The sequence below is a fragment of the Motilibacter peucedani genome (assembly GCF_003634695.1).
In the GTDB taxonomy this organism is placed as follows: domain Bacteria; phylum Actinomycetota; class Actinomycetes; order Motilibacterales; family Motilibacteraceae; genus Motilibacter; species Motilibacter peucedani.
The window spans coordinates 168,814-184,177 of sequence record NZ_RBWV01000012.1; the positions used below are offsets into that span (position 1 = coordinate 168,814).

Annotated in this window: 11 protein-coding genes; 8 read left to right on the forward strand and 3 right to left on the reverse strand. The window is 75.6% G+C overall.

Translation table 11 applies throughout. From position 1 onward, the window contains the following. Positions 1-19 precede the first annotated feature (19 nt). Positions 20-505 (reverse strand): DUF421 domain-containing protein, encoded by a 486-nt coding sequence (locus tag CLV35_RS11685; protein ID WP_121193670.1) that lies wholly within the window; start codon positions 503-505, stop codon positions 20-22. 83 nt (positions 506-588) lie between these two features. Further along, positions 589-1,062: a hypothetical protein gene (locus CLV35_RS11690; RefSeq protein WP_121193671.1), complete on the reverse strand. Its 474-nt coding sequence runs from the start codon at positions 1,060-1,062 to the stop codon at positions 589-591. 142 nt (positions 1,063-1,204) lie between these two features. On the opposite strand from CLV35_RS11690, the gene CLV35_RS11695 reads away from it, so the two are divergent. Then, positions 1,205-2,185: an acetylxylan esterase gene (locus CLV35_RS11695; protein WP_121193672.1), complete on the forward strand. Its 981-nt coding sequence runs from the start codon at positions 1,205-1,207 to the stop codon at positions 2,183-2,185. Positions 2,186-2,369: 184 nt separating this feature from the next. Here the strand turns inward: CLV35_RS11695 and CLV35_RS11705 are convergent, their stop codons facing one another. Beyond that, positions 2,370-3,953, reverse strand: a complete 1,584-nt coding sequence (locus CLV35_RS11705) for a RecQ family ATP-dependent DNA helicase (RefSeq protein ID WP_231121732.1) — start codon at positions 3,951-3,953, stop codon at positions 2,370-2,372. A gap of 117 nt (positions 3,954-4,070) precedes the next feature. Between CLV35_RS11705 and CLV35_RS11710 the strand changes: the two genes are divergently transcribed. From CLV35_RS11710 to holA, 7 genes are all read left to right on the forward strand, one after another. Continuing rightward, on the forward strand, positions 4,071-5,009 hold the full coding sequence (locus CLV35_RS11710) for a GGDEF domain-containing protein (RefSeq protein WP_121193674.1): 939 nt from the start codon (positions 4,071-4,073) through the stop codon (positions 5,007-5,009). A 197-nt stretch (positions 5,010-5,206) separates the two neighbouring features. Then, positions 5,207-8,080 carry a leucine--tRNA ligase gene (leuS, locus tag CLV35_RS11715; protein ID WP_121193675.1) on the forward strand — a complete coding sequence of 958 codons (2,874 nt, stop codon included), beginning with the start codon at positions 5,207-5,209 and terminating at the stop codon, positions 8,078-8,080. Positions 8,081-8,106: 26 nt separating this feature from the next. Then, positions 8,107-8,934, forward strand: coding sequence for a DegV family protein (locus CLV35_RS11720; RefSeq protein ID WP_231121733.1), 828 nt, complete (start codon positions 8,107-8,109; stop codon positions 8,932-8,934). Positions 8,935-9,036: 102 nt separating this feature from the next. Next, the gene (locus tag CLV35_RS11725; RefSeq protein WP_231121734.1) at positions 9,037-10,002 is read left to right on the forward strand and encodes a ComEA family DNA-binding protein; all 966 of its coding nucleotides are present in this window, start codon (positions 9,037-9,039) and stop codon (positions 10,000-10,002) included. Further along, positions 9,999-12,377 (forward strand): DNA internalization-related competence protein ComEC/Rec2, encoded by a 2,379-nt coding sequence (locus CLV35_RS11730; RefSeq protein WP_121193678.1) that lies wholly within the window; start codon positions 9,999-10,001, stop codon positions 12,375-12,377. Before CLV35_RS11725 ends, CLV35_RS11730 begins: the two co-directional genes overlap by 4 nt. Positions 12,378-12,419: 42 nt before the next feature. Next, a complete protein-coding gene (locus CLV35_RS11735; RefSeq protein WP_407938204.1) occupies positions 12,420-14,351 on the forward strand; it encodes an alpha-amylase family protein in 1,932 nt (643 codons plus the stop codon). Continuing rightward, positions 14,348-15,331 (forward strand): DNA polymerase III subunit delta, encoded by a 984-nt coding sequence (gene holA / locus CLV35_RS11740; RefSeq protein ID WP_121193680.1) that lies wholly within the window; start codon positions 14,348-14,350, stop codon positions 15,329-15,331. The genes CLV35_RS11735 and holA overlap by 4 nt, the downstream gene beginning before the upstream one ends. Positions 15,332-15,364 lie beyond the last annotated feature (33 nt).

Below are 15,364 nucleotides of genomic sequence, written 5' to 3' on the forward strand. Positions count from 1 at the left end.
ACAGACAGGCACTGCGCCGCTACGGGGTGGCGGGAAGTCGTGGCGCCGCACGAAGCACGCTGAAGCTGCCGTCCGTCTCCAGAACTACGGCTGCCACGTCGCTCAGGTCGGAGTGGCTCTGCTCGCGGGCGGCCTGCAGGACCTCTTGGCGGGTCACCCGCTGCCGGCGCAGCGCGTTGTCGAGGAAGCCGTCGCGGTACAGCAGGGTCGGCTCAGACGCCACGACCCGGCGCACTGCGGGCACCCGTACCTGCGTCCATGCCACGACGTACTGCAGACCGACAAGCAGCAGCATGCCCAGCACCCCCTCCGTGATGCTGACGGTCGAGGACAGCAGCACGCTGGCTAGCGTCGAGCCCAACGCGACCGTTACCACCAGGTCAAAGGCGTTCAACTTGGCCAGGGTCCGCTTGCCGCTGATGCGCAGCAGCAGGACCAGGCTGACGTACGCCACCGGCCCTACCACCAAGAGCCGGCCCAGGTCGTACCAGGAGTCGAACCACATGCCGCACCTCTACCCATCGCGGCCGCGGCCGCCCGCGGAAGCCAGACAAACAGCTTATTTCGCCAGGCATCTGATGGAGGCTCTCACTCGCGGTCGAGCGCCCGCAGGACCGCGGTGGTCACCACCGCGTACCCGGCGTGGGGCACCACGTCCGAGACCCAGTCGCCCGCCGACCACTCGCGCGGGTCGGTGACCCCGAGGGTCGTCATCGGCCCGTTGCTGGCGACCAGCACCGTGCCCGTGGCGAGCAGGCTGCCGGCCACGGGACCCGGGCGCACCCCGAGTGCGCGCAGCACGCCCAGCAGCGCGCCGGTCGAGACGCCAGCCGCGATGCCGGTCAGCGGACCGAGGCCGGCGACGCGCGCCTGGCGCTGGTCGTCGTCGCCCGGGACGGTGACGCCGAGCCGGTCGGCCAGCGCCTCGACCGTCTTCTCGGGCGTGCTGCTCGCCGGCCGGGCGCGCACCACCATGTCGAGGTAGGTGATGGCGTTGAGCGCGGTCGTGCCCGCCGCGCCCGCGGCGGCGCCGGCGAGGACCCGGCTCATCAGACGTGTCATGCCGCGCTCCTGCCCGCGCGGCCGCACGACGGAAACGTCCGGGCGGAGCGGCGCGGACGTCGTCGGGACGTCTGCCTAGACTGCGGCCCGATCCCAGCGCTGCCCCCGCACCAGCCTGGCCAGACACCCGGAGGACGTCGCCATGCCGTGGTTCGACCTGCCCGAAGCCGAGCTCCGCACCTACCGCACCGACACCGTCGAGCCCGACGGCCTCGACGCCTGGTGGGCCGCGCGGCTGGGCGAGGCGCAGTCGGCGGCGCGCGAGACGACGCTCACGCGCTACAAGCCCGAGGTCTACGGCGACACCGAGGTCTACGACGTCGAGTTCTCGGGGGCGCGCGGCGACCGCGTACGCGCCTGGTACCTCCGCCCGGCCGGCGCCGGCGACGGCCCGCACCCGGTGCTGGTGACCTACATCGGCTACGGCGGCGGACGCAGCCTGCCGCTCGACCACCTCGTGTGGCCGGGCGTGGGCATCGCCACGCTGGTGATGGACACCCGCGGGCAGGGCGGGCGCTGGTCGGTCGGCGCCACCCCCGACGGCGAGGGCACCTCCTCGGAGCGCTCCGAGGTGATGACGCGCGGCATCGCGAGCCCGGAGACCTACTACTACACGCGCCTCTACGTCGACGCCGCCCGCGCGGTCGAGGTGGCCAAGGGCCTGCCGGGCGCCGACCCCTCGCGCATCGGCGTGACCGGCGGCAGCCAGGGCGGGGCCCTCTCGCTGGCGGCAGCGGCGCTCAAGCCCGCCGACGTGCGGGTCTGCGCGGCCGACGTGCCGTTCCTCTGCGACATCCAGCGGGGCATCACGCTCACCGCCGCGACCCCCTACCGCGAGGTCGCCGACTTCCTCGCGGTGAACGCCGCGCTCGTCGACGCGGCCCGCAACACCCTGCGCTACGTCGACAACGCGCTGCTCGCGTCCCGCATCACGGCCGACACCTACGTCAGCGTCGGGCTCATGGACGAGATCTGCCCACCGTCGACGGTCTTCGCCGCCTACAACGCGGTGGGCGCGCCGAAGCAGATCGAGGTCAACCCGTTCGGCGTCCACCAGCACAGCCGCGTCCACGACGAGGTGAAGGTGGCCTTCGTCCGCGAGCGGCTGCTCGCCGGGAGGTGACGACAGGAAGACGGCAGGGGTGACGCAGCCCACACCGCCGAACTAGGCTGGACCCCGTGAACGGGTCGAGCTGCAGCGGCGGTGCGGTGCTGGCGGTGATCGCCGCCGCGCCGGTGGCCGAGGCGCTGTGCACCGCCCGGCCCGACGACGCGCGGGCGCCCCGGCCGGGCGAGCGCGACGCCGGTCAGCCCGTGACCGGCTCCAGCAGGCCGTGCTCGCGCACCGCCTCGAGCCCGAGGACCTTGTAGCCCTCCTGCTCGAAGAGCACGACGACCTTGTCCTCCTCGTAGCTCATCACCAGCCCGTCGCCGAACGTCGGGTGGCGCACGGTCGACTGCACCGCGTACGGCGCGTCGACCGGGGTCTCGGCGGCGACCTCGGCCGCCTTGCCCGACTCGCAGGTGTCGCAGTAGCCGCACGGCTCGGGCAGGTCCTCGCCGAAGTAGCCCAGCACGAACTGGCGCCGGCAGCCCGAGGTCTCGGCGTAGCCGCGCATCATCTCGATGCGCGAGCGCTCCATCCGGTGGCGGGCCTCGTCCTCCTCGAGCGCTGCCTCGACGCTGCCGGCGCCCTCGAGGGCGTTGATCAGCCGGGGGAGCTTGCGGGGGCCGAAGCCGGTGCGCTCGGCCAGCGCCTCGCGGTCGAGCCCGGCGGCCAGGCCCTTGGCGACGGCCCGCAGGTCGGCCTCCTTGAGCCGGCCGGAGGCGAAGAACGTGCGCAGGCCGAGGTCCTCGGGCCGGTAGAACAGCACGACCTCGGCGGGCTCGCCGTCGCGCCCGGCGCGCCCGACCTCCTGGTAGTACTCGTCGAGCGAGCCCGGCACCGAGGCGTGCAGCACCGTGCGCACGTCGGCCTTGTCGACGCCCATGCCGAACGCGCTGGTCGCCACCATGACGTCGGTGCCGCCCGTCATGAAGTCCTCCTGGACCTGCTCGCGCAGCGACGTGCGCAGGCCGGCGTGGTACGCGGTCGCGCGCAACCCGAGCTCGGCCAGCGAGCCCGCGACCTCCTCGGCCTCGCGCCGGGTCGCGACGTAGACGATCTCGGGCTTCGGCGAGGAGGCCGCGCGCAGCAGCACCTGCTCGCGCTGCTCGGCGGCGTCGGCGCAGCGCACGACCTCGAGGTGCAGGTTGGGCCGGGCGAAGCCCTGGACCAGCAGGAACGGGTCGCGCAGCCGGAGCCGCTCGACGATGTCGTCGCGGACCGGCGGCGAGGCCGTCGCGGTGAGCGCGATGACGGGCGGGTGGCCCAACGCGTCGACGAACTCGCCCAGGCGCAGGTAGTCGGGGCGGAAGTCGTGCCCCCACGACGAGACGCAGTGCGCCTCGTCGACCGCGACCAGCGAGGGCTTGACGCGCACCACGTCCTCGAGCACCTCGGGGTTGGCGAGCTGCTCGGGCGCGAGGAACAGGAACTCGACCTCCCCGGAGGCGAGGTCGGCGAACGCCCGCTCGCGCTCGGCCGCGCCCACCGACGCGCTGACCGTCACCGCCCGCGAGCTGGCGCCCAGCCGGTCGAGCGTGTCGGCCTGGTCCTGCTGCAGCGCGATCAACGGGGACACGACCAGCGTCGGGCCGTCGATCAGCAGCGCCGGCAGCTGGTAGGTCGCCGACTTCCCGCCTCCGGTGGGCATCACGACGAGCGCGTCGCGCCCCTCGAGCACCGCCGCGACCGCCTCCGCCTGGCCCGGCCGCAGCTCGTCCCAGCCGAACACCTCCCGCGCGGTCTCGCGCACCTTCTCGCTCAGCTCCTGCTGCCCTGTGCTCACGAGGGCAGCCTGTGCCCGGGCCGGGCGCCCGGCAACCGCAAGCCGTCGGGGCCGCTCGCGGGGGTTCGCCCGAACAGGCGCTTCAGTTCCTCGGGTCGAGGGCCGAGAATGGCGGGTGTGAGCGGTATCTGGAGCGACGAGCTCGTACGTCTGCGCACGGGTGCGCACGACGCCGTACGCCGTGTGCCGGGAGGCGCGGTCGCCGTCCTGTGCGCGGCGCTGACCCTGGTCACGGTCGTGGCCGGCGGCCTGGCGGTCGCCGTGCCGTCCGCGGCGCCGCTGGTGGTCGTGCCGGTCGCGGTCGCCGCCAGCGCGCTGCTGCCGCCCTCGCGGCCGCGCGTCCTGCTCGCCCTGCTGTGCGGCCTGGCGGCCGCGACAGCGCTGGCCGAGCTGGGCCTCTGGCTCCGCGACGCGCGCACCGTCGGCGGCACGCTCGCGCTGGCCGCTGCGTACGCCATGGCCGGCGCCCTCTCGCTCGTGCTCGGCGCGCGCGAGCGCACCCTGCGCCTCGCGCTCGAGGTGTCGCGGGCAGCGGTCGACGCGGTCAGCGTGAAGGACCCGCTCACCGGCGTCGCCAACCGCCACGGCCTCGACCTGCTGGGCCGCCAGGTCGTCGAGACCGCGCGCCGCCAGGGCGACGCGGCGCACTGCACGTTCGTCGAGATCGGCGGGCTCGCCGAGGCCCGGGTCTCCCACGGCCCGGAGGCCGTGGCCGACGTGCTCGTCGCGCTGGCCGAGGCGATCAAGGGCGTCACCCGCACCACCGACGTCGTCGCCCGCTGGAAGGACCCGGTCTTCTGCGTCGTCGGCCAGGGCGCCGGCATGGACCCGGCCGAGCTCGAGCGCCGGGTGCGCAAGCAGCTCGGCGCCGACGCGGCCCTCGACCGCAGCGTGTGGTCCGGGCGCATCACCGTCGGCGGCGCCATGCTGCCGCCGTGGGACGCCGGCACCCTCGAGACCCTCGTCGTCCGCGCGGCCGAGGAGCTGCGCGCCCGCACCAGCGTGCGCCGCCCCGCCGTGGGCTCGCCCGTCCCGCGCCACGACCCCGCCACCTGACGCCCCGACGCTGCTCCTCGGCGGCTGCTCCCGCTGCGTTAGAGTCGTCCCCATGAGCACCCGGCTCCTCCTCGTCGTGCCGCGCTGAGGCTCGACGCACGACAGGCGAGAGCAGCGCGGCGAGCCCCTCGGTCCTCCGGGGGGCTCTCGCATAGGGGGCCGGTGAGAGCGGACGACACGGAGCGGCAGGCAGCGGGATGACGGCGGAGACAGCGGCAGGCGCGGCAGCGGCACAGGCCCGGCCGGGTGCGCACGGTTCGGGCGCCGAGGGCGTCCCCGCCCACCGCTACACCGCGGCGGTGGCGACCGGCATCGAGGCCCGCTGGCAGGAGCGGTGGGCGCGGGAGGGCACCTTCGAGGCGCCCAACCCGGTCGGTGCCCTGGCCGGGGAGGTCGGCGACCGCCCGCGCCGGTTCGTGATGGACATGTTCCCCTACCCCTCGGGCTCGGGGCTCCACGTCGGCCACCCGCTGGGCTACATCGCCACCGACGTCTACGGCCGCTTCTCGCGCATGGCGGGCTTCAACGTCCTGCACACCCTGGGCTACGACGCGTTCGGGCTGCCCGCCGAGCAGTACGCCGTCCAGACCGGGCAGCACCCGCGCATCACGACCGAGCAGAACATCGCGACCATGCGCGAGCAGCTGCGCAAGCTGGGCCTGGCCCACGACCCGCGCCGCTCGATCTCCACCATCGATCCCGACTACTACCGCTGGACGCAGTGGATCTTCCTGCAGGTCTACGGCGCGTGGTTCGACGAGGTGGCGGGCAGGGCCCGCCCGATCACCGAGCTGGAGGCCGAGTACGCGTCCGGCGAGCGGCCGACCCCCACTGGTGCACCGTGGTCGTCGCTGTCGCCGGCCGAGCGGGCCGACCTGCTCGACGCGCGCCGGCTGGCCTACTCCGCCGAGGCGCCGGTCAACTGGTGCCCCGGCCTGGGCACGGTGCTGGCCAACGAGGAGGTCACCGCCGAGGGCCGCAGCGAGCGCGGCAACTTCCCCGTCTTCAAGCGCAACCTGCGCCAGTGGATGATGCGGATCACCGCCTACGCCGACGCCCTCGTCGACGACCTGGACCAGCTCGACTGGCCTGAGCCGGTCAAGCTCATGCAGCGCAACTGGATCGGGCGGTCGCGCGGTGCGCACGTCGACTTCGCGTTCTCGCCGTCGGTGTCCGTACGCGTGTTCACCACCCGTCCCGACACGCTGTTCGGCGCCACCTACGTCGTGCTGGCGCCCGAGCACGAGCTCGTGGGTGCGCTGACCGCCGCCGAGTGGCCTGCAGAGGTCGACCCGCGGTGGACCGGCGGTGCCGCGACGCCGGCGGAGGCGGTGGCCGCGTACCAAGCCCGTGCCGCCGCCGAGACCGAGGAGGAGCGCACCTCCGAGGCCCGCGAGAAGACCGGTGTCTTCACCGGCTCCTACGTCACCAACCCGCTCTCCGGCGCGCAGCTGCCGGTCTTCATCGCCGACTACGTGCTGGCCGGCTACGGCACCGGCGCGATCATGGCCGTGCCCGCCGAGGACCAGCGCGACTGGGACTTCGCCGCCGTCTTCGGCCTGCCGCACGTGCGCACGGTGCAGCCGCCCGAGGGCTGGGAGGGCGGGGCCTACACCGGCGAGGGCGAGACCATCCACTCCGGCTTCCTCGACGGGCTGTCGCGGACGGAGGCCAAGGCCGCGGCCATCGCGAGGCTCGAGGAGCTGGGCGCCGGGCAGGGCACCACCACCTACAAGCTGCGCGACTGGCTGTTTAGCCGCCAGCGCTACTGGGGCGAGCCGTTCCCCGTCGTCTACGACGAGGACGGCCGCGTCGTGCCGCTGCCCGAGTCGATGCTGCCCGTCACGCTGCCCGAGGTCTCGGACTACTCGCCCCGCACCTACGCCCCCGACGACGCGCAGAGCTCTCCGGAGGCGCCGCTCGGCCGCAACCGGGAGTGGGTCGAGGTCGTGCTCGACCTCGGTGACGGGCCGAAGACCTACCGCCGCGACACCAACACGATGCCCAACTGGGCAGGCTCGTGCTGGTACCACCTGCGCTACATCGACCCCCTCGACTCGGAGCGGCTGGTCGAGCCCGAGAACGAGAGGTACTGGATGGGCCCTGCGGGGTCCGACAGCGTGGGCGGCGTCGACCTCTACGTCGGCGGCGTCGAGCACGCCGTGCTCCACCTGCTCTACAGCAGGTTCTGGCACAAGGTTCTGCACGACCTGGGCCACGTGTCGAGCTCCGAGCCTTACCACAAGCTCTTCAACCAGGGCTACATCCAGGCCTACGCCTACACCGACTCGCGCGGCGTCTACGTGCCCGCGGCCGAGGTCGAGGAGGTCGACGGCGGCTACGTGCACGACGGCCAGCCGGTCACCCGCGAGTACGGCAAGATGGGCAAGTCGCTGAAGAACAGCGTCACGCCCGACGAGATGGCGGCCGACTACGGCGCCGACACGCTGCGCCTCTACGAGATGGGCATGGGCCCGCTCGAGGTGTCGCGGCCGTGGGAGACGCGGGCGGTCGTCGGCTCCTTCCGCTTCCTGCAGCGGCTGTGGCGCGTCGTGGTCGACGAGGAGACCGGCGAGACCGTCGTCTCCGACGAGGCCGCGCCCGACGACCTGCGGCGCGTGCTGCACCGCACGATCGACGGCGTGCGCGCCGACTACGAAGGCCTGCGCTTCAACACCGCCGGCGCCAAGCTCATCGAGCTCAACAACGCCATCACCAAGCGCGGCGGCTCCGCGCCGCGGGAGGTGGTCGAGCCGCTCGTGCTCATGCTGGCCCCGCTCGCGCCGCACATCGCCGAGGAGCTGTGGTCGCGGCTGGGGCACACCGAGACGCTGGCCTACGCGCCGTTCCCCGTCGCCGACCCGGCCTACCTGGTCGAGGACACCGTCACCTGCGTCGTGCAGGTGGGCGGCAAGGTCCGCGACCGGCTCGAGGTGTCGCCGTCGGTGTCCGACGACGAGCTCCGCGCGCTGGCCCTGGCGGCCGAGGGCGCGCGCCGGGCGCTGGGCGACCGCGGCGTACGCACCGTCATCGTGCGCGCGCCGAAGCTCGTCAACATCGTGCCCGCCTGACGCGGGCTCGGGTCCCCGTGGGCGGCGTGGCGGTGGTCACCGACTCGACCGCCTGCCTGCCCGCCGCCCGGGCGGCGGCGGCCGGCGTCACCGTCGTGCCGCTGCGCGTCGTCCTCGGTCCCCGCGAGGGCGCGGAGGACGAGATCGCGCCGGCCGAGGTGGCCGAGGCGCTGCGCCGACGCGTACGCGTGACGACCTCCGCCCCGTCGCCGCGGGCGCTGCGGGCCGCCTACGCCGCGGCGATGTCCGCCGGTGCCACCGGGGTCGTCTCGGTGCACCTGTCGACGTCGTGGTCGGGCACCCTGGCGGCCGCGCAGTCCGCCGCAGCCGAGGCGCCGCTCCCCGTGACGGTCGTCGACGCCGGCACGCTGGCCGGCCCGCTCGCCTGGGCCGCGCTCGACGCCGCCGCCGCTGCCACGGCGGGCGGCTCGCTCGACGAGGTCGCGGCTGCCGCCGGGCGGTCGGCCGAGCGGTCGTCGATGTGGTTCCTGGTGCCGACGCTCGAGCACCTGCGGCGCGGCGGGCGCATCCGCACCGGCTCGGCGCTGCTCGGCACGGCGCTTGCGGTCAAGCCGATCCTGCGGGTGCACGGCGGCGCCCTCGAGACCGTGGACCGGGTGCGCACGCTGGCCCGCGCGCTCGACCGGCTGGTCGAGGTGACCTCCGGGCCGGTGGCCGGCTCGTCGCGGGTGACGGTGCACCACCTGGGCGACGCCGACCGGGCGGCGGAGCTGGTCGCCCGGCTCGCGCCGCTGACCGCCGCGACCGTCGAGGTCGTCGAGGTCGGCGCCGTCATCGGTGCGCACGTCGGCCCGGGCGTGCTCGCGGTGGCCGTCGACGGGGTCGCTCCTTAGCCCTCTCCACTCGCTAGCGCTGTCCACAGGGTGCGCGGGCGCCGTCCCCAGGCCCGCTCGTGCCCGTGGTCCCCGGCTCGTGCGCTGCCTAGCGTCGGGCGGGTGCCAGCACGTACGCGCCGCGACCCCGGCCCCGACGCGGCAGTCCGCCTGCGGCAGGTGCTGGGGCTCGAGGACGACGCCGGTGAGCCCGACGAGCCCTTCGAGGACGCGCCGGTCCCCGAGGACTGGGCGCTCGGCGGTGCGCGGGGGCCGGGTGCGCACCGGGCGCGGCGGCCAGCCCGCTCGACCGGTCGGCTGCGGGCGGCGCTCACCGACCGGCTCCCGGTGACGATCCGCGCCGGGCTGGTCGCCGTGCCTCCAGCAGCGGCCGTGACCCTGGTCGTGGTGGTGGCAGTCGCCGGTCTCGCCGTCGCGGGGCTGTGGGCGCTGCACCGGCCGAGCGTCACCGCAGCGCCGCCGAGGGTCGTCGCGGGCGCGTCCGCTCCGGCGGGCGTCGCGGCGGCGCCTGCTGGCTCCGGACCGTCGGCCTCCGGGGCGGCTCCGCAGCTGTCGTCCGGGACGGCCGCGCAGCCGTCGCCCGGCGCCGCTGCCGGGGCGCCGATCGTGGTGGACGTCGCGGGCCGGGTACGGCGTCCCGGCGTGGTCGACCTGCCCCCCGGCTCGCGGGTCGTCGACGCGATCGACGCCGCAGGCGGCGCGCTGCCGGGTGCCGACCTGCGCCCGCTCAACCTGGCCCGCAAGCTCAGCGACGGCGAGCAGGTGCTCGTGCTGGCCGGGGGAGAGGTGCCTCCGGTGGCAGCGGCGCCCACGGGTGGGGGAGCGTCCGGCTCTGCCGGGGGCGTGCCGTCCGGCGCGACGGGCACCAGCCCCGGGTCGCCGCTCGACCTCAACGCCGCGACGGTGCAGCAGTTCGACGGCCTGCCGGGCGTCGGGCCCGTGCTGGCGCAGCGGATCGTGGACTGGCGCACGGCGCACGGCCGGTTCACCGCTGTCACCGAGCTGCAGGAGGTCACCGGTATCGGCGCCTCCCGCTTCGAGGACCTCAAGGACCTGGTGCGGGTGTGAGCGGGTCGGAGGCGCTCGGGTCGAGCCGGCGCACGGGCCCGCCCGTCGCGTCCGAGCCGGCGGAGCCGCCGGACCTCCGGCTGGTGGGCCCGGCGCTCACCGCGTGGGCGGGGGCCGCGGCCGGGGTGCGCCTGCCGCTCGTCCTCACGGCCTCGCTCGCGGTGGTGCTCGCGGTGACGGGCGTGCCGGCGGTCGTGCGCGGCCGGACCACCCTGGTGCGCGGTGCGGCCCTCTGCGCCGTGGTCGGGGCGGTCGCGCTCGCCGTGGGCGGGCTGCGGCTCGCGCCGGTGCGCTCCGGTCCGGTGGTCCGGCTCGCCCAGGAGTCGGCGAGCGCCTCGGCCGAGCTCGTGGTCACCGGCGACCCCGTGCGCCACGCCGGGCGCACCCACGGCCAGCAGCGCAGCGCCGACCTGGTGGTCGTGCCGGCCCGCGTCGAGCGGGTCGTCTCTCGGGGCCGCGTGGCCGTCGTCCGGCTGCCCCTCACCGTGCTCGCCACCGGCCCGGGGTGGGAGGCGCTCCTGCCCGGCACCCGGGTCGCCGCCGACGGCCGGCTCGGGACGCCGCAGCGCGGGGAGCCGGTCGCCGGAGTCCTCTCCGTCCACACGGCCCCCCGGGTGCTGCGCGGGCCAGGTGCCGCCCAGCGCGCCGCCGGCCGCCTGCGCGCAGGACTTCGCCGGGCCGTCGAGGGGCTGCCTGCACCCGAGCGCGGGCTGGTGCCCGGACTCGTCGACGGCGACACCTCCCAGCTGCCTGACGACGTCGCCCAGGACTTCACGACCGCGGGGCTCACCCACCTCACCGCCGTCTCCGGCGCCAACGTCGCCTTCGTCGTCGGCGCTGCGCTCCTCCTGGCCCGCCGGCTGCGCGTACGCGGTGCAGCCCTCCCGCTCGTCGGCCTCCTCGCGCTCGCAGGCTTCGTCGAGCTGGCGCGCCCGCAGCCCAGCGTCCTGCGGGCCGCCGTCATGGGCGTGGTCGCCCTGGTGGCGCTCGCCTCCGGGCGCGCACGGTCGGGCATCCCCGCCCTGGCGTGCGCGGTGCTGGTGCTGGTGCTGCTCGACCCCTGGCAGTCGGTGTCGTTCGGGTTCGCGCTCTCGGTGGTCGCCACCGCCGCTCTGCTGGTCGTCGCACCTCCGGTCACCGACGCGCTGACTCGCCGCCGCGTACCCCTGCCGGTGGCCGCCGCGCTCGCCGTGCCGGTCGCAGCGGCCCTGCTCACCGCACCGATCACGGTGCTGCTCTCCGGCGGGGTCAGTCTCGCCTCGGTGCCGGCCAACCTGCTGGTCGCGCCCGCCGTGGCGCCCGCGACGCTGCTCGGCGTCGCCGCGGCGGTCGTGTCGGTGCCGCTGCCCCCGGTGGCCGCGGTGCTCGGCAGCCTCGCGGGAGTGCCGGCTGCGGAGATCGTGACGGTCGCCCGGGTCGCGGCCTCCGTGCCGGGCGGCACGATCGCCTGGGCGCCCACCGCCGCGGGTGCCGCGGTGCTCGCCCTGCTGCTGCTCGCCGGGGTGCTCGTCCTGCCGGCGGTGCTGTCGCGACGCCTGCCGCGCGCTGTCGCGGTCGCCGGCGCGTGCGCCCTGCTCGCCCAGCCGGTGGTCGCGCCGCACTGGCCGCCGGGCGACTGGCTGCTGGTGGCCTGCGACGTCGGGCAGGGCGACGCCCTGGTGCTGCGCGGCGACCGCTCGGGAGCGGTCGTGGTCGATGCCGGCCCCGACCCGCGGGCGGTCGACGCCTGCCTGCGCGACCTCGGCGTCCGGCGGGTGGCCGAGGTCGTGCTCACCCACTTCCACGCCGACCACGTCGAGGGCTTGCCGGGCGTGCTGCGCCACCGCAGCGTGGCCGAGGTGACGGTCACGACGCTGCCCGACCCCTCAGCCGAAGTGGCCCGCGTCCGCGGGTGGGCGCGGGCGGCCGGGGTCCCGCTGCGCACGGTGCAGGTCGGCGAGGTCCGCTCGGTCGGTGGCGCCCGGTGGCGGGTGCTGGCCCCGCTGCACGCCGCGGCCGAAGCAGGGCCCAACAACGCCAGCATCGTGCTGCTGGTGCAGGTGGCCGGCCTCCGCGTGCTGCTGACCGGCGACGTCGAGCCGCCCGCTCAGCAGGCTTTGATGGCCCGCGCCGCCGAGACCCTCGGCGGGCCCGTCGACGTGCTCAAGGTGCCGCACCACGGGTCGGCCAACCAGGACCCGGCGTTCCTCTCCTACCTGCACCCGCGCATCTCGCTGGTCAGCGTCGGGCTGGGCAACGACTACGGCCACCCGGCGCCCGCCACAGTGGCGTCGCTGACCCGGCTGGGCTCGCTGGTCGGACGCACCGACCGCGACGGCGACCTCGCCGTGGTCGTCCGCCACGGCTCGCCCGCCCTCGTCCGGCGGGGCACGTAGCCTGTGCACGTCCCCAGCCCGCTCGCCCACGGAGGCAGGACCATGCGCATGGCGCCGCGCTCGGCCCTCGACGTCGCCGAGCGGGTGCTCGCCGACGAGCCGGAGCACCGGCGCGCCACCTTCGGCCTGCGCCTCGACCGCTGGTGGGGCGACCTCGCCGACGGGCTGCGGGCGCCCTACGGCGAGGCCGCCGACGCACTGGCCCTGCGGCTGGTCGAGCTCGCCGCGGGCGCCTTCGCCCGTCGTGACCCCGAGCTGGCCCGCCTCGACGAGGTGCGCACGCTGGCGCCCGACTGGTTCCAGGAGTCCTCGATGCTGGGCTACGCGGCCTACGCCGACCGGTTCGCCGGTGACCTGGCCGGGGTGCGTGCGAAGGTGCCCTACCTGCGCGAGCTCGGTGTCACCTACCTGCACCTGATGCCGCTGCTGCAGCCGCGCGAGGGCGACAGCGACGGTGGCTACGCCGTGGCCGACTACCGCACGGTGCGCCCCGACCTCGGGTCGCTCGCCGACCTGTCGGCGCTCGCCGCCGACCTGCGGGCCGAGGGCGTCAGCCTCGTGCTCGACCTGGTGCTCAACCACGTCGCCCGTGAGCACGAGTGGGCCGAGGCGGCCCGCGCCGGCGATCCCCGCTACCGCGCTTACTTCCGCGTGTTCCCCGACCGCACCGAGCCCGACGAGTTCGAGCGCACGCTGCCCGAGGTCTTCCCCGACTTCGCGCCCGGCAACTTCACCTGGGACGACGGGCTCGACGCGTGGACGTGGACGACGTTCAACGCCTTCCAGTGGGACCTCGACTGGTCCAACCCCGACGTCTTCGCCGAGTACGCCGACATCGTGCTGTTCCTCGCCAACGCCGGCGTCGAGGTGCTCCGCCTCGACGCGATCGCCTTCCTGTGGAAGCGGCTCGGCACCAGCTGCCAGAACCAGCACGAGGTCCACGCCATCACCCAGGCGCTGCGCGCGGTCGTGCGCATCGCCTGCCCCGCCGTGGTGTTCAAGGCCGAAGCGATCGTCGGGCCGGGCGACCTCGTGCACTACCTGGGCACCGGCCAGCACCACGGCAAGGTGAGCGACCTCGCCTACCACAACAGCCTGATGGTGCAGTTCTGGTCGATGCTGGCGGCGCGCGACGTGACGCTGGCGGCGCACGCGCTGAGGGCGCTCCCGCCGGTGCCGAGCACCACTGCCTGGGTCACCTACGTGCGCTGCCACGACGACATCGGCTGGGCGGTCGACGACGCCGACGCCGCAGCGGTCGGGCTCTCGGGGCCCGGCCACCGGGCGTTCCTGTCCGACTGGTACAGCGGGGCGTTCCCCGGCTCGTGGGCACGCGGGCTCGTCTTCCAGGCCAACGAGGCCACCGGTGACCGACGCATCAGCGGCACGGCGGCGAGCCTGCTGGGCGTCGAGGCCGGCGAGCCGGAGCGGGCCGTCGACCGGCTGCTCCTCGGGCACGCGCTCGTGCTCGGGTGGGGCGGTGTGCCCGTCGTCTGGATGGGCGACGAGCTCGCCCTGCCCAACGACCCGGCGTGGGCCGATGAGCCGGGCCACGAGACGGACAACCGGTGGGTGCACCGCCCGCGGATGGACTGGGAGGCGGCGCAGCGGCGCAGCGAGCCGGGCGCGCGAGAGCAGCGGATGTTCGACGGGCTGGCGCGGATGGCGCGGGCGCGCGCCGGTCTCCCGCACCTGCACGCGTCGGTGGCCGCCGAGGTGCTCGAGCCGGCCGACCCGGGCGTGCTGCCCGTCCTGCGCCGTCACCCGGAGGGCCCGATGCTCGGGCTCTACAACGTCACCGACGAGTGGCGCCCGTGGCCGGTCGACCGGCTGGTCGAGCTCGGGCTGCACCGAGACCTGCTCGACGCGCTCGCCGGAGCTGCCGTCGAGCCCTCGCCGGACGGTGCCGTGTGGCTCGCGCCCTACGCAGCGCTCTGGGTGGTGTCGGCACCGGCTCGTACGCTGTCGCCGTGACCCCGCCCGCCGCCCCTCCCAGCGCTCCTCCGGCCGTGACGCTCGTGCTGGGTCCCGATGAGCTGCTGGTCGAGCGCGCGGTCGACGCGGTGGTCCGCCGTGCCCGCGACCTCGACCCCGGCACCGAGCTGCACACGTTCCAGGCCTCCGAGCTGGAGGGCGGCACGCTCGCCGCGGCGGTCAGCCCGTCGCTGTTCGAGGAGCGCCGGGTCGTCGTGGTGCACGGGCTGGCCGAGGCGGGGGAGGCCGCCGTCGCCGAGGTGCTGGCGGCGCTGCGCGACCCGGCCGACGACGTGGCCCTCGTGCTGACGCACCGCGGCGGCGCGCGGGGCAAGAAGGTCGTCGACGCTGCCAAGGCGGTCGGCGCCGCTGTCGTGGCCTGCGACGAGGTGCGCAAGCGCGGCGACAAGCTCGCGTTCGTGCGCGACGAGTTCCGGCGGGCCGGCGGCGGGTCGCGCAGCCGCATCGCCGAGGACGCCGCCGAGGCGCTGCTCGAGTCGGTGGGCGGCGACCTGCGCTCGCTCGCAGCGGCGTGCAGCCAGCTCGCCAGCGACGTGGACGGTCCGGTGACGCTCGCCGCGGTGCGCCGCTACTACGACGGGCGCGCGGAGGTCAGCGGGTTCACGGTCGCCGACGCCGCGGTCGAGGGGCGCACGGGCGACGCGCTGGTCGCGCTGCGCTGGGCGCTGCAGACCGGCACCGACCCCGTGCTCGTGACCGCGGCCGTCGCCGGCGCGCTGCGCAGCATCGTGCGGGTCGGCAGCGCCGGCCGGGGGGCACGCGCGGCCGACGTGGGTCTACCGCCGTGGAAGCTCGAGACCGTGCGCCGACAGGCCCGTGCGTGGAGCCCCGAGGCGCTCGCCGCCGCGATCCGTGAGGTCGCGCGAGCCGATGTGCAGGTCAAGGGCGGCGAGGCCGAGCCGGGGTTCGCCATCGAGCGGGCCGTCGTGGCCGTCGCCCGCCTGCGCGACGCGGGCTGAGCCCAGCGCGACCGCTGCTGAGCCCACCGCTCG

Excerpts from the sequence above, each read along its gene's own strand:
- CLV35_RS11685 (WP_121193670.1), bottom strand. The coding sequence starts at position 505 with ATGTGGTTCGACTCCTGGTACGACCTGGGCCGGCTCTTGGTGGTAGGG.
- CLV35_RS11690 (WP_121193671.1), bottom strand. The coding sequence starts at position 1,062 with ATGACACGTCTGATGAGCCGGGTCCTCGCCGGCGCCGCCGCGGGCGCG.
- CLV35_RS11695 (WP_121193672.1), top strand. The coding sequence starts at position 1,205 with ATGCCGTGGTTCGACCTGCCCGAAGCCGAGCTCCGCACCTACCGCACC.
- leuS (WP_121193675.1), top strand. The coding sequence starts at position 5,207 with ATGACGGCGGAGACAGCGGCAGGCGCGGCAGCGGCACAGGCCCGGCCG.
- CLV35_RS11735 (WP_407938204.1), top strand. The coding sequence starts at position 12,420 with ATGCGCATGGCGCCGCGCTCGGCCCTCGACGTCGCCGAGCGGGTGCTC.